Below are 14,020 nucleotides of genomic sequence, written 5' to 3' on the forward strand. Positions count from 1 at the left end.
GTTCACCTCTCCAACCAGGCCGTGAAGGCCGTGGGCTCGTAGGGACGGCCGAGGAAGTCCTCGACCAGGTCGGCGGCGTCCTTGCTGCCGCCGGCGGCCAGCACCCGGTCGCGGTAGCGCAGCGCCACCTCGGGCGCGAACAGGTCGCGGGTGTCGAAGGCCGAGAACAGGTCCTTCGCGATCACCAGGCTCCACATGTAGGTGTAGTACGCCGAGGTGTAGCCCCCCAGGTGGCCGAAGCCGCAGTGGAAGTGCGAGCCCGGCAGGGCGGCCCACACGGCGTACTGCTCGGAGAGCTCGAGCGAGCGCGCGGTGAGGTCGGCGGGCAGCTCGGCGTGGAAGCGGTAGGACACCGAGGCGTAGTACATCTGGGTGCGGGCGTGGACGCCCTTGCCGAACTCCTCGGCGGCGCGCATCTGGTCGACCAGCTCGGCCGGGATGGCGCGGCCCTCCTCGTCGGTGGCGAAGCCGGCCAGGACGCCGGCGTCCCAGGCCCACTCCTCGAGCATCTGGCTGGGCGCCTCGACGAAGTCCCACTCGGTGGCGACCCCGGAGAAGCGCACCCACTCGTGGCGCCCGGCGAGCACGTGGTGCAGCAGGTGGCCGAACTCGTGGAAGAGCGTGACGACCTCGGAGTGCTCCATCAGCCCGCGCCCGAAGTTGCACACCAGCACGCCCTCGGGCAGCTGGCGCCCGGCGACCCCGCTGACGAGGTCGAACTGGGCGGCGTGGTTGTACTTGCCGGCGCGCGGGTGCAGGTCGAGGTAGATCCGCCCGAGCTGCTCGCCGCCCGCCAGCGCGACGTCGTACGCCGCCACCTCGTCGTGCCAGGTCGGTGCGTCGTCGACGGGGGTCCAGGTGAGCCCGAAGAGCCGGCCGGTGACGTCGAGGAGGCCCTGGCGCACACGGGTGAAGTCGAAGTAGCGGCGCACCTGCTGGGCGTCGACGTCGTAGCGCTCGCGGCGCACGGCCTCGGTGTAGAAGCGGGCGCCGGAGACGTCGAGACGCTCGAGCCCGGGGTGGTCGAGGCGGGCCCGCTCGAGCAGGACCGCGGCGTCGCGCTCGGCCGCGGCGGTGGCGTCGTGGGTGATGCGGTCGATGAACTCGGCGATCGCCGGCCCGGTGCCGATCATCTTGACCTCGGCGTCGTAGTCGGGCCAGCCGTCGTAGCCGAGCAGGCGGGCGCGCTCGTCGCGCACCGCCAGCAGCTCGCGCAGCACCTCGTCGTTCTCGGGCCAGGCGAGGTCGAGGAACGCACCCATCACGGTGCGCCGGGCGTCGGCGTCGGTGGAGAAGGTGAGGAACGGGTGGGTGTCGGGGTAGTCGGTGGTGATCGCGACCGTGCCGTCGGCGTCGACCGGGTGCGCCTCGACGTAGTCGGCCGGCAGCCCGTCGAGGGCGGTGGCGGGCACCCGGGTGGTGCGCGCTCCGTCGCGGATGTGGCGGCCGAAGGCCTGCGCCAGGTCGTCCTCGCGCTCCCCCAGCACCCGCAGCCGCTCGCGGGTCTCGTCGTCGCGGTCGACCCCGGCGCGGCGGAAGCCGCGCAGCGCGTCGTCGAGCACCCGCAGGGCACCCGCGTCGAGGCCCTCGCGGGGCACCGCGTCGAGACGTGCGAAGACCTCGGTGTCGAGCATCAGCGCGGTGCGGAAGCGGTTGGCGTCCTGCTCGGCGCTCTCGGCCGCCTCGCGCAGGGCCGGGTCGGGGTGCACCTGGCTCAGCAGCGAGGACGCCGCGAAGGCGTTGGCGAGCGCCACGTGCAGGTCGTTCCACAGCACCAGGGCGCCGGCCGCACCGGGCTCGAGGGCCCGCAGGGCGTCGGCGGTGCGGGCGGCCTCGGCGAGTGGTACGGCGGTCCGCGCCTCGAGGAGGGAGGACCAGCCGGCGGTGTCGTCGGCAGGCGGCAGGGCGAGGGGGCTCAGGGTCACGTCGGCAGGCTACCCACGCCCGCCCCCTGACCGCCGTCGGCGTCGGGCACCCCGCCCGCACAGCTGGCGAACGGTTCGGGCGCGGTCTCCCCGGCGCCGAAGGCGTCGATGAAGAGCGGCAGGCGCGGGTCGTCGGCGCCGGTCAGGGCGAGCTGTCGGCCCCACACCGTCACCACGACCGGGGCCTCGAGGCCCTCCCAGGGCGTCAGGATGCCGTTGTCGGGCAGCAGCGCCTCGAGCCGTCGTACGTCGTCGGCCGAGGTGTCCGGGCCGTACGCCAGGAGGACCGTGCCGTGCTCGAGGTCGTGCACGACGTTCTCCGCGCGGACCTGGGTGTCGTAGGCGCCGCAGTCGAGCCAGCGGTCGGCGTGCGGGCCCCCGACCGGCGGCTCCTGCTCGTAGTCGACGTCGCCGTCGACGTGCGTGGTCGGCAGGTCGTCGTAGACCCGGACCTGGTCGAGGGTTCGGTCGACGGGCTCGGCGAGCAGGCGGGGCACCACGGCGGCGGCCGCCACGACCAGGGCCGCGAGCACCAGCGTGGCCACGAGCGCGACCACCGGCGCGCGGTCGGCGTGCCCGGGCTCCGGGGCCTCGACGGGCTCCGGCTCGACCTCGACGGGCTCGGGCTCGCTCACGAGTCGAGCAGCCGCTCGACCCGCTCGACCTTGGCGGCGAGCTGGCCGTCCCAGCCGGGACGGATGTCGGCCTTGATCACCAGCCCGACGCGCGGGGACACCTCGGCCACCACGTCGACGGCCTTCTTGACCACCGCCATCACCTCGTCCCACTCGCCCTCGACGTTGGTGAACATCGAGTTCAGCTCGTAGGGCAGGCCGGACTCCTTGACGACGCGTACGGCGGCGGCGACCGCCTCCGAGACGCTGCCGGTCTCGTCGGCGGAGGTGGGCGAGATGCTGAAGGCCACGATCATGGGGCGAACGGTAGCCGTCAGCGCCTCACGGCCTCGGCCCCCTCCGGGGGCAGCAGCTCCCGCAGCCGCGCCATCGCGTCGCGCGACTGCGACTTCACGGTGCCCACCGCGATGCCCAGCGCCTGGGCGGTCTGCGCCTCGGTGAGGTCGTCGAAGTAGCGCAGCACCACCACGGCGCGCTGGCGCGGCGCCAGCTGCAGCAGCGCCGCGCGGACCGCGGCCCGGTCCGTCTGGTCGGCGCCGCCCTGCTCCTGCTCAGGCACGTGCTCCGTGCTCACCTCCCGCCAGCGTCGGCGCCGCCAGCGGCTGATCGACTCCCGAGCCAGCACCTTGCGCACGTAGGGCTCGGGGTCGTGGGCGATCTTGGCCCAGTGCGGCATCGCCTTGACCAGCGCCAGCTGCACCAGGTCCTCGGCGTCGGCGTGCTGTCCGGTCAGCAGGTACGCCGTGCGCAGCAGCGCCTGGCGGCGGGCGGCGACGTACTGCTCGAACTGTGCGCGCGCCTGGGCGTCACGGTCGGGCACGGGACCTCCAGCGACGCAGGGCGACACCCACGATCAGCACCAGGCCCGCCGACAGCCCGACGAGGAGTCGTGGGTCGAGAGGTCGCGGGGGCGCTGGGTGGGAGGCGAACGGCTCGTCGAGGAGGCCGACCGCCAGCTCGCCACGGAAGTTCCCGGGACCGGGCAGGTCAACCACCGTCTCCGACTCCCCCGTCGTCACGTCGACGCGCTGGAGGTCGGTGTGCAGCTCGTCCGGGGCGTAGCGCTCGGCGAGCACGTGCTGGGCGTCGAGCCAGGCCAGCACGGCGAAGGTGTCGGCGCCGGGGACCGGGCTGCTCTCCGCGGTCTCCTGCGGTCCGACCAGGCGGACGACGCTGATCCCGTTGGGGCTGGGGTTTCCCCTGGGATAGGCCGCCCTCTGCCCTGTCCGGTCCAGGGCAGCCACCTCGGCCATCAGGCGCCCCGGCAGCGGCAGCCTGGTCACGGCTCCCGTCTCGACGTCCCAGCGCACCATGCCGTCGTCGAGCTGGACCAGCAAGGCCCCTCGCCCGTTGCTGGTCTCGACCGCGCCGGCCTCGACGTTCGTCAGCGTCGGCTCCTCCTCGACGTCGGGTTCCCAGGTCATCAGGCCGTCAGACGGGGTCGACCCGCCCTGCTTGCGCGCCGGGGCGTCGTCGCCGACGTACTCCTGGCCGTAGGACAGCACCAGCGTGTCGCTGTCGGACCAGATCAGCTCGTCCGGGGCCAGCCCGTGCTCCGTGGACACGTCGTGGCGCACCGTCGCGCCTGTGACCGTGTCGTGGACCGCCACCCCGGTGGCCGGCAGGTATTGACCTCCGGCCGTCTGCGGCGTGCCCTCAGTCGCGCCGGTGACCCAGTAGGCCACGTGCACACCGTCCGGCGACAGGGCGTGGTCCCGGCGCGCGTCGTCCGGCAGGTCGAGGAAGCGGTACTCGCCCGTGGCTGCGGAGACACCGACCACCGCCTCCTCCGCACCGGTCCAGCCGCCTCGTTCGGCGGGTAGCAGCGCCGCGAGCTGGCCCAGCGGCCCCTCGTCGTCGGTGCCGGGCAGCCATCGGCTGGGCTCCCAGATGGTGTCCGGCAGCGCCGGCCGCGCTCCGGGGGCGGCCGGCTCGATGCCGTCGTCGGCGCGCACCCACCCGAGGCCACCGATCAGTGCCAGCGCGAGCACCGTCGCGCCCGCCACCACGGCGGTGCCCAGGCGACGGCGGCGGTGGTAGCCCCGGGCGACGTCCCACAGCCCGGGGTCGGGCAGGGCGGGTGGGGCGTCCTGGGCCAGGTCGGCCAGCCGGTCGTGCAGGGTGCTCATCGGTCCTCCTCGGGGTCCTCACCCTCACCTACGTCACGAGCACAGCGCTTGGAGGGGTCAGGTGAGGCTGCGGACCAGGAGGACCAGGGCCGAGGAGGCGCAGACGACGAGCACCACGGCCCGCACGCGGGCCTCGGGCAGGCGCGGGCGCAGCACCCGCCCGAGCACCGCGCCCACGCCCAGCACCGGGGCGAGCAGCAGCGCGAGCAGGAGCGTGTGGAGGTCGAGCTGGCCGGCGAGCCCGAGCCCGGCCAGCGAGAGGGCCGCGCCGACCATGAAGTAGACGGCCAGGGTGGTGCGGATCGTGCGGGGCGGCTGGTGCTGGTAGAGCAGCGCCAGCGGCGGCCCTCCGATGGAGGTGGCGGTGCCGGTGACCCCCGAGACCGCGCCCGCCACCACGAGCGAGGTGCGGGTCAGCGGGACCACCACGGTGCGCCAGGTCAGCGCGACCGCGACCAGCACCATCGCGCCGACCGCGACCCCGAGCAGGCGCGGCTCCAGCGTGGTGACCGCGACGACGCCGACGGCGGTGCCGGCGATGCGCGAGGGCAGCGACCAGCCCAGGCCGTGCCAGTCGATGTCCTCGCGCTCGTTGGCCAGCGTGAGGAAGGGCAGCGCGAAGGCCAGCCACAGCATCAGCTCGGGCATCAGCCGCGGCTCGACGAGGGTGATGACCGGCGCGCTGACGAGCCCGAGCCCCAGGCCCACCAACGACTGCACGGTGGCCCCGGCCAGGAGGGCCAGGGCCACCGTGAGCAGCGCAGGTGCGGTCAGACCGAGCAGGATCAGCCCCGGCGCAGGTTGCGCAGGACGTACTGCATGATGCCGCCGTTGCGGTAGTAGTTCGCCTCGCCCGGGGTGTCGATGCGGACCACGGCGTCGAACTCGACGTCGTCGGCCTTCACCATCACCGTGCGCGGCGTGGTGCCGTCGTTGAGCTCGGTGACCCCGGTGATCGAGAAGGTCTCCTCGCCGGACAGGCCCAGCGACTCGGCGCTCTCACCCTCGGGGAACTGCAGGGGCAGCACGCCCATGCCGATCAGGTTGGAGCGGTGGATGCGCTCGTAGGACTCGGCGATGACGGCCTTGACGCCCAGCAGCGCGGTGCCCTTGGCGGCCCAGTCGCGCGAGGAGCCGGAGCCGTACTCCTTGCCGGCCAGGACGACCAGCGGGGTGCCGGCTGCGATGTACTTCTCGGAGGCCTCGAAGACGGTCGTCACCTCGCCGTCGCCGGCCAGGTCCTTGGTGAAACCGCCCTCGGTGCCCGGCGCGAGCTGGTTGCGCAGGCGGATGTTGGCGAAGGTGCCGCGGATCATGACCTCGTGGTTGCCGCGGCGCGAGCCGTAGGAGTTGAAGTCGCGCTGCTGCACGCCGTGCTCGGCGAGGTACTTGCCCGCGGGGCTGTCCTTCTTGATCGCACCGGCCGGCGAGATGTGGTCGGTGGTGACCGAGTCGCCGAGCTTGAGGAGCACGCGGGCACCCTCGATGTCGGTGACGGCCTCCGGCTCGTCGGGCATCCCGTCGAAGTAGGGAGGCTTCCGCACGTAGGTGGAGTCCTCGTCCCACTCGAAGGTCTTGCCCTCGGGGGTGGGCAGCGAGCGCCACTGCTCGTCGCCCGCGAAGACGTCGGAGTAGCCGTCGTCGAACATGTCGGAGGTGATCGCCGAGGCGACGACCTCCTCGATGTCGGCGGCCGAGGGCCAGATGTCCTTCATGAAGACGTCGTTGCCGTCGGTGTCCTGGCCCAGCGGGTCGTTGAACAGGTCGAGGTCCATCGAGCCGGCGAGCGCGTAGGCGACCACCAGCGGCGGGGAGGCCAAGTAGTTCATCTTCACGTCGGGGTTGATGCGGCCCTCGAAGTTGCGGTTGCCCGAGAGCACCGAGACGACGGCGAGGTCGCCCTCGTTGACGGCCGCGGAGACCTCGGGGATGAGCGGGCCCGAGTTGCCGATGCAGGTGGTGCAGCCGTAGCCGACGAGGTTGAAGCCGAGCTTGTCGAGGTACGGCGTGAGGCCGGCCTTCTCGTAGTAGTCCGAGACGACCTTCGAGCCGGGGGCCAGGGTGGTCTTGACCCAGGGCTTGCGCTGCAGGCCCTTCTCGACGGCGTTCTTGGCCAGCAGCGCCGCGCCGATCATCACCGAGGGGTTCGAGGTGTTGGTGCACGAGGTGATCGCCGCGATCGCGACGGCGCCGTGGTCGAGCTCGAACTCGGTGCCGTCCTCGAGGGTGACGTGCACCGGGTTGCTGGGGCGACCACCGTCGGCGGGGGCCGCGGAGAGGTAGTTCTTCGGCGCCGCCGCCTCGCCGCCGCCGTTGGAGGTGGCGGGGTCGGAGGCCGGGAAGGTCTCCTCGACGGACTCGTCGTAGCCGTTGGTGTCCTGGTGCTCGTGGTCGACGTAGTCGGCCAGCGCGCCGCGGAAGCCCTGCTTGGCCTCGGAGAGCGAGACGCGGTCCTGGGGGCGCTTGGGCCCGGCCAGCGACGGCACGACGGTGGCCAGGTCGAGCTCGAGCTTCTCGGAGTAGCGCGGCTCGGCCGAGGGGTCGTGCCAGAGGCCCTGCTCCTTGGCGTAGGCCTCGACCAGCGCGAGCTGCTCGGAACTGCGCCCGGTCAGCTCGAGGTACTTCGTGGTCTCCTCGTCGATCGGGAAGACCGCGATGGTCGAGCCGAACTCGGGGCTCATGTTGCCGATCGTGGCGCGGTTGGCCAGCGGCAGCGCGGAGACGCCGGGGCCGTAGAACTCGACGAACTTGCCGACGACGCCGTGCTTGCGCAGCATCTCGGTGATGGTGAGCACCAGGTCGGTGGCGGTGGCGCCCTCAGGCAGGTCGCCGTTGAGCTTGAAGCCGACCACGCGCGGGATCAGCATGGAGACCGGCTGGCCGAGCATCGCGGCCTCGGCCTCGATGCCACCCACGCCCCAGCCGACCACGCCGATGCCGTTGACCATCGTGGTGTGGGAGTCGGTGCCGACGCAGGTGTCGGGGTAGGCCAGCAGCTCGCCGTCGACCTCGCGGGTGAAGACGGTGCGGGCCAGGTGCTCGATGTTGACCTGGTGCACGATGCCGGTGCCCGGCGGGACGACCTTGAAGTCGTCGAAGGCGCCCTGGCCCCACCGCAGGAACTGGTAGCGCTCGCGGTTGCGCTCGTACTCGATCTCGACGTTGCGCTCGAAGGCCTCGGGGGTGCCGAAGACGTCGGCGATGACGGAGTGGTCGATGACCATCTCGGCCGGCGCGAGCGGGTTGATCTTGGTCGGGTCGCCGCCCAGGTCGGCCATCGCCTCACGCATGGTGGCGAGGTCGACGACGCAGGGCACGCCGGTGAAGTCCTGCATGATCACGCGCGCCGGCGTGAACTGGATCTCCTGCGACGGGTCGGCGTCGGCGTCCCAGCCGGCGATCGCCTTGATGTCGTCGGCGGTGATGTCGGAGCCGTCCTCGGTGCGCAGGAGGTTCTCCAGCAGCACCTTCAGGCTGAAGGGGAGGCTGTCGACGTCGAGGCCCTCACCCTTGACCGCGTCGAGGCGGAAGATCTCGTACGACGTGCCGTCCACGTCCAGGGTGCTCTTGGCACCGAAGCTGTCCTTGCTTGCCACTGACCAACATCTCCTCTGTCGCGTCTGCGATGACGGGCGCTGCTGCGCCTCATCTTGCCGCCGGGCCGGGGAGGCGGCAAAGGAAGGCCACCCTTACCCGCGGACCACATCTCTTGACGTCAAGATACATGACATCGAGGAGAATTCCAGCGCCCACCTCCGGCGTGGCGACAGACTTAGACAACTGTCGATATTGACAGATGTCTATCTCGCTGGCCACAGTTCAGTCGTCGTCATCACCTGCATCCACGTCACGCGGCTGTACGCCGCAGAGGGAGCCCCACATGACCAGGACCGACCAGCCGACCACTACGGCGCACCAGGTCACGCTGAGCGGAGCGTTGTCAGCACTCGTCGAGGAGTTCGCCGGCACGTTCGCGCCCGAGACCGTGGCCGAGTGCCTCGAGGACTCCTACGAGCGCCTGCTGCCGGCCAGCGTCTCCTCGTTCCTGCCGCTCCTCGCGCAGCGCTTCACCCGCGAGCGCCTCCGGGCCGCCGTCCGCGCGGCCGACCAGTCCGCGGCACCGCGACGCGACGAGGGCGAGGGACGCCCGTCGTCCCTGGTGCTCTTCGTCTGCACCGCCAACTCGGGGCGCTCCCAGCTCGCAGCGGCCCTCCTCGCCCACCGCTCCGCCGGAGAGGTGCAGGTGGCCTCCGCCGGCACGACTCCCGGCGCCGCCGTGCAGAGCGAGGTGGCGCTGGTGCTCGACGAGCTCGGCATCGACACCGGCGAGCTGTTCCCCAAGCCCCTGACCGACGAGGTCGTGGCGGGGGCGGACGTGGTGGTGACGATGGGGTGCGGGGACTCCTGCCCGGTGCTCCCCGGACGCCGCTACCTCGACTGGGGCGTGGCGGACCCCCAGGGCCGTGACCTGGAGGCGGTCCGACGCATCCGCGACGACATCGACGCGCGCGTCGTGGCGCTGCTCGACGACCTGCTCGTCGACCGGCAGGCACCCGCCGCCCCCGCCGCCCCCGCAGCCAGGTGACCGGCGGTCAGGGACCAGCGTGATCGGAAGGATGACAACGGCCCTGAGCGTGCTCGTGAGCATCTGCGGTCGGCTGCGCCCAAGAGGCGAACCTCGGCCTCTAACGGACGCCGGTGCGTGATCCAACCTAGCGCTTAGTCGTGCGGCAGCCCCACTGCTCGTGGCCACAACCTACGCCGGGCGCCGACAGGGGTAGAACAATTCGTCCGCGCACGGGCTCCGGTCTTGGCAGGAGTGAACCGCTGCCGGGCGGAGCCACCAAAAGTCACCAAGACCGGAGAAAACCCGCCTGTGGCCTTTACGCGTCGTCCTCATCGTCCGCCCATGGCGCAATGACCGACGGCGGAAGCCAACCCCAGCCGTTGTCGTGCTGGTCAAGAAGGGGCGTCAGATTGGCGATCGCGACAGTCTCCGTAATGAACGTCGCCCGAACTCGCTGACCACCGAGAAACTCAATGGCGACGAGGTCATCCTCAGCTGGGGGCCGCACTCTATAGTCGGCTGCGAGCGTCTCGATGCCGCGCTTCACCTTGACCAGGTAGTTAAACCGCAGGTCGCCGTGACTGGTACGCGTAGCCCCAGCGCCCACGTGGGTGATGTTCGTGGGCGAGTCACCGGAAAGCACTACCTCTCCAGGCACCGTGTCCAGCCGGGCTTCCACGGTGACGTCAATTCGCGGCTCCTGGTTCTTGCCGTACGGCGCCATTGGCAGGTTCCGAGTCAGCGCTTTAGGGAGTGCAATGTAGAGAGTCCCGGTGCCGCCATTGAACCCTTTGGTGTCGAGAGCGGTCAGCCGCTTGATTATCCCAATAGCACCATTCGGCATGGTACCGAGAGTGCCGACCGGAACGGGAGCCGGCAGCCGTGGTCGCCGGACCGGCGTCGCCGCCACGACGGCGCGCCTCTTTCTGGGCAGTTTGATGATCGCGCCGAGCCCAGGGAACCGCTTCGAGCGCTCGCGGCGGGCAAGTGGCGGTTGAGCAGGCCTCGGACGCTTGGGCTGATCGATCATTCCATCGGTGGCGAGCTTGGCCAGGTCAGTCCTCGCAATGCGGTACGCGTTGACGTGCTCGTGCAAGTGCCACTTCTCGATAGCGGTCCGGATCTCGCTAAACGGAGCGCCCGGGTCATTGACGCTATCGATCACCAGGGCAGCTTCAATGTTGCGACTGAGCCCGGGGTGCGTGAGGTTTGCCGACCCTACGAGCGCGTGCTTCGATCCGTCCGCCCTCTCAACGTAGTACGACTTGGGGTGCATCAGGATGTCGTCGGCGGCAACGAGCGTGAGGCTCTTGCTCACATTGCTCGGAGCCTTGTCAAACAGATCAAAGACGTCCTCAAGATCAGATTTTCGGATGCCAGACTCGTTAGCGCCCACGACCAGGCGGAAGGCGCCGAACCGATTGAGGAGGTTAAGGAACTCACCTTCGAGCGGATAGATGCCGTCGTAGGAGAAGTACCCCGTTTGGCAGCCGAAGTACGTCGCTTCAGGGAGCACCTGCTCCAGCCAGGTGTAGAGCGTGTCCGCTGGATCGCGGCTTCCAGAATCGAGATATCTCACAGTTCACCGAGCCTAGCGGGGCTTGATGTACCGCATGACTACTTTTCCAAGACAACCGCATCTTCGGCATTGACCGCGTTCGCGGCGTGCATCCCGTAGCGTGGCCAGGTCTCCAGCGAGATAACGTCACCTAGTGTGAACCCGATCTGCTCCGCGCAAGCGGCCAAGAGCGACGGCGTTTCGATGGTGACCTGCTCGCCACTCGGGCCGGTCCGGTTTCGCCCGATAACCACCACAGCACGCTCGCCCCTTCGGAGCTGCCCATGCCACGAGGTGAAGTCGTCGCGCATGGCGACGAAGTACCGGTACAGCAGGGCGGGCACCGCTGCCCGGCGGAAGCCCGCACCATTCGCCTGGTTGGCCGCCTCAATCTGACCGAGTAATCCGGTGACCTCTGACGGCAGCGAGTGAGCGTTGTCGAGCATCGCCTGCTTCCAGATCCTCGCTGCGCGCATCGTCCATTCGCGGCTGCCCGTCAGGGACGCTTCGAGCTCGCGGGTTCGCGCTGGCGTCGCGAGTCCCAGCGCCATGATCGAGAGCCGGTCTGTATCGATGTACGGCAGAGCGGTTGCATACGGAGGGCTCGTCACAATCAGGCGCCGCCCCTTCGAGTCACCAAAGAGATCGTGATCGTTAGCGTTACCAAGCTTGCTCGTTGCCACTTGGCTAGCTGTCCAGGGCTCCAGTTCGGCGAGCGACGCAATGAACTTATCGATCGTCTCGATGTAGGCGTCTCGCAGTGAGGGTGGCACGAACCCAGCCGGGCGTCTGCGCACACGAAGATCCTGCGGCTCCTGAAGTGAAACGCTGCGCAGGATGCTAGATAGCGCCAAGAGGCTGAGATGGGCAGCAGGAGACTCCTCAGCGGGCGGGTGGTCGCTAAGTGCTTCACGCAGCCCGGCGAATGCGGGCGGGGTGAACCATTCCGACAGGTAGCGGTGTGTGGTTGCATCCCAGGTTGGCACGGAGGCGTCGCTTCCGGTGTCCTGACCGTGCTTGAGCGACGCGCCAACGCGTTCGGCTAATTCAGTGAGCTCCACCGCTAGGCGCCGGGGGTCGCCCGCCTGGTGCGCCCTGAGCTTCGCGGCTGACACAAAAACTGCGATGGGTGACCGGTCACGCCCGTGTGCATCAAGACCGAGCCGCAACGCCTCGATAAGTGCGGTGCCGGAACCGGCGAAGGGGTCACCCAGGACAACTGCGTCAGGATCGACGGCGTTAATAAGCGCACGGGCAAGCTGAGGGTTGAACTTTCCTTTGTACTCGTGGAAGCCGTGGACGCCAAAGCGCGTGGCCTGGCGACTTCGGATGCTGCGGCTTTGCAGGTGACGCGCCTCCACTTCGTGCTGAGCGACGGGCCACACCGTTCCCTCGACACCTATCTCGGAGAAGTAAGTGAGCCGACCGAGCAGGGTGCGCGGGGCCGGATGCTCGAACTGAACACCTCGCGGCACTGGCTTGATGGCGGTGGCGCCGAAGGCTGCCAATTCAGACTGAGCTAGCTTTCGCTCGTATTCGAACAGCCGATGCCCTGGCCATATCCCCAGGGCCATCATGCGGGGCTCTCCAGCAGCAGGACGTGCTCGGCGTTGCGCCCCTTGCCATGAGAACTGTTAAAGGATGAGCGGCCGCGGGCGATCGTGCGCAGGAGCGCACCGCGGGGGGTGAACCCGAGCCCAGTACCGACATCGAAGAGGAGCTCCCGGTTGTCAATGTGCCGCCCCCGGATGATGGAGTCTCCGACCACGATGACCACGGGACTCTGCGGGCGCAGCACGCGGCCAAGGCCGCTAAAAACGTCGCCCATTTGCTGCGCAAAGTCGACCTCAGTGTGTGGGTTCTTTGCCTTGAAGTAGTGCGGCCGCGCGCCGATCTCTGACTCGCGCACAGCGATCGGATCGTGCTTGAGCCAATACATGCGATACTTGTGATATAGCCAATATTCGTAGGCGTTCGGATATGGCGGACTGAAGATCGCCGAGTCCAACGAATCGTCGGCGATGGGGGTCAAGTCGCGTGCGTCACGCTCGTACACCCTCGACTCCGTCGAGGCGAGCGTCTGACGCATGGCTAGGTAATTAGCAGTCCGCTCGACAGCAACGCGAAGCGCGCTTAGGCCGGCACGCTCGTCCAAACCTTTGTTGACTGCGGCGTAGCGGGTGTCTGAGTCTTGGCGACTGAGTTTGACGACGGTGGCCGATATGCTGAGTGCAACGCGGTCGTGCCACGGGTCGTCCGGCGGAATGGTGTCTAGGTAAGCGGTAGCGCCAGCTAGGACACGTTGCGCCCATCCTTCGAACCAGTGGTCGACGTTTGGTATGTCAGCGCGCAAGCGGTCGACCACCTGGTCTGACACGTTCTTGGCGGCATCCACCAGGTCGGTCGCATGACGCAGCGCTGCAAGATCGTCACTATGCCGCCACTCGCTCACGCGGACCCGTGAGATCAAACAAGCGATTGGGCTCAAATCAACGCCAACAGACGAGAGCCCAGCTTGAGCACTAGCCTCCATGGTTGTTCCCGAGCCACAGAACGGGTCGATAACCCCCATGGACGGAGACAACATATCAATGGCTTGGGCGGGGAGGTCCAGCACGTAGCGCGCAGGGTAGGGGTGCAGGTTCATCCGGGTATCGGCGTCGGCGAATGACCAGTCGGCACCGACGAATCGCTCGACCACTGAGCCCGGCAACCGGCCTGTGCTGTTGTCCCACCAAAGTCCCCGCTCCTCGGTGCCCCGGCGCAAGCTTGGTGAGCTCGGCAGGGGCGGGAGAGGCGAGGTCGGAAGAGTCATGGCAGGCACTGTACGGGGGGCAACCGACACGCGCCGAGCGGCGCGCGGTCGCCTGTGAAAGAAGGTCCCGAACCGCGTCTGAGGGCGCCCCTAATGGACAATCCAGGGTTCCTCACCGAGCCGCTGGCCGAGTTCCAGATGGGGCGACTTTAATGCCGAATGAGACCAAGTACCTGTTCCCGGTCAGCGGAATCAAGCGCTGAAGCCGGGTGAACACGACCGCGCCCGCGGACCCGGTGGCCGACGATAGGCCACGTCGAAGTGCCCCTGGCACGCCCCGCTCGGGAAGAAACATCAGTACCCCGCACTGCTTCTCTGGGTTAACTCGCCCCAGCGATCTGGCCAGCCAGGTACCTCAGCGCAGTCTCATGGCGTGAAGGTGCGGCACTCA

Annotated in this window: 11 protein-coding genes; 1 reads left to right on the top strand and 10 read right to left on the bottom strand. The window is 69.2% G+C overall.

All coding sequences use genetic code 11. From position 1 onward, the window contains the following. Positions 1-2 precede the first annotated feature (2 nt). Genes OCU29_RS14625 through OCU29_RS14655 form a run of 7 tightly spaced genes read right to left on the bottom strand, consistent with a single transcriptional unit; the run spans position 3 to position 8,285 of the window. Positions 3-1,925, bottom strand: coding sequence for a M3 family metallopeptidase (locus tag OCU29_RS14625; protein ID WP_261820495.1), 1,923 nt, complete (start codon positions 1,923-1,925; stop codon positions 3-5). Then, entirely contained in the window at positions 1,922-2,560 is a 639-nt protein-coding gene (locus OCU29_RS14630) for a DUF3105 domain-containing protein (protein WP_261820496.1), read from the bottom strand. Before OCU29_RS14630 ends, OCU29_RS14625 begins: the two co-directional genes overlap by 4 nt. Next, the gene (locus tag OCU29_RS14635) at positions 2,557-2,856 is read right to left on the bottom strand and encodes an MTH1187 family thiamine-binding protein (protein ID WP_261820497.1); all 300 of its coding nucleotides are present in this window, start codon (positions 2,854-2,856) and stop codon (positions 2,557-2,559) included. The genes OCU29_RS14630 and OCU29_RS14635 overlap by 4 nt, the downstream gene beginning before the upstream one ends. 17 nt (positions 2,857-2,873) lie before the next feature. Then, a complete protein-coding gene (locus OCU29_RS14640; RefSeq protein ID WP_261820498.1) occupies positions 2,874-3,380 on the bottom strand; it encodes a SigE family RNA polymerase sigma factor in 507 nt (168 codons plus the stop codon). After that, on the bottom strand, positions 3,367-4,689 hold the full coding sequence (locus OCU29_RS14645) for a hypothetical protein (protein WP_261820499.1): 1,323 nt from the start codon (positions 4,687-4,689) through the stop codon (positions 3,367-3,369). Before OCU29_RS14645 ends, OCU29_RS14640 begins: the two co-directional genes overlap by 14 nt. Positions 4,690-4,746: 57 nt before the next feature. Continuing rightward, complete coding sequence (locus OCU29_RS14650; RefSeq protein WP_258017000.1) at positions 4,747-5,439, bottom strand: sulfite exporter TauE/SafE family protein; 693 nt, start codon at positions 5,437-5,439, stop codon at positions 4,747-4,749. Positions 5,440-5,474: 35 nt separating this feature from the next. Then, complete coding sequence (locus OCU29_RS14655) at positions 5,475-8,285, bottom strand: aconitate hydratase (RefSeq protein WP_261820500.1); 2,811 nt, start codon at positions 8,283-8,285, stop codon at positions 5,475-5,477. Between the two features lie 284 nt (positions 8,286-8,569). On the opposite strand from OCU29_RS14655, the gene OCU29_RS14660 reads away from it, so the two are divergent. Next, entirely contained in the window at positions 8,570-9,274 is a 705-nt protein-coding gene (locus OCU29_RS14660; protein WP_261820501.1) for a low molecular weight phosphatase family protein, read from the top strand. A 298-nt stretch (positions 9,275-9,572) separates the two neighbouring features. Here OCU29_RS14660 and OCU29_RS14665 read toward each other — a convergent pair whose 3' ends face one another. Genes OCU29_RS14665 through OCU29_RS14675 form a run of 3 tightly spaced genes read right to left on the bottom strand, consistent with a single transcriptional unit; the run spans position 9,573 to position 13,629 of the window. After that, positions 9,573-10,835, bottom strand: coding sequence for a phospholipase D family protein (locus OCU29_RS14665; protein ID WP_261820502.1), 1,263 nt, complete (start codon positions 10,833-10,835; stop codon positions 9,573-9,575). 38 nt (positions 10,836-10,873) lie between these two features. Further along, positions 10,874-12,391 (bottom strand): site-specific DNA-methyltransferase, encoded by a 1,518-nt coding sequence (locus OCU29_RS14670; protein ID WP_261820503.1) that lies wholly within the window; start codon positions 12,389-12,391, stop codon positions 10,874-10,876. After that, entirely contained in the window at positions 12,388-13,629 is a 1,242-nt protein-coding gene (locus tag OCU29_RS14675; RefSeq protein WP_261820504.1) for a DNA methyltransferase, read from the bottom strand. The genes OCU29_RS14670 and OCU29_RS14675 overlap by 4 nt, the downstream gene beginning before the upstream one ends. Between the last annotated feature and the right edge of the window lie 391 nt (positions 13,630-14,020).

Origin of the sequence: Nocardioides sp. OK12 (genome assembly GCF_024341885.1) — a bacterium.
Lineage (GTDB): Bacteria > Actinomycetota > Actinomycetes > Propionibacteriales > Nocardioidaceae > Nocardioides > Nocardioides marinisabuli.

What these genes read in the sequence shown, in the direction of transcription:
- OCU29_RS14635 (WP_261820497.1), bottom strand. Translation starts at nt 2,856, where the DNA reads ATGATCGTGGCCTTCAGCATCTCGCCCACCTCCGCCGACGAGACCGGC.
- OCU29_RS14645 (WP_261820499.1), bottom strand. Translation starts at nt 4,689, where the DNA reads ATGAGCACCCTGCACGACCGGCTGGCCGACCTGGCCCAGGACGCCCCA.
- OCU29_RS14660 (WP_261820501.1), top strand. Translation starts at nt 8,570, where the DNA reads ATGACCAGGACCGACCAGCCGACCACTACGGCGCACCAGGTCACGCTG.
- OCU29_RS14670 (WP_261820503.1), bottom strand. Translation starts at nt 12,391, where the DNA reads ATGATGGCCCTGGGGATATGGCCAGGGCATCGGCTGTTCGAATACGAG.
- OCU29_RS14675 (WP_261820504.1), bottom strand. Translation starts at nt 13,629, where the DNA reads ATGACTCTTCCGACCTCGCCTCTCCCGCCCCTGCCGAGCTCACCAAGC.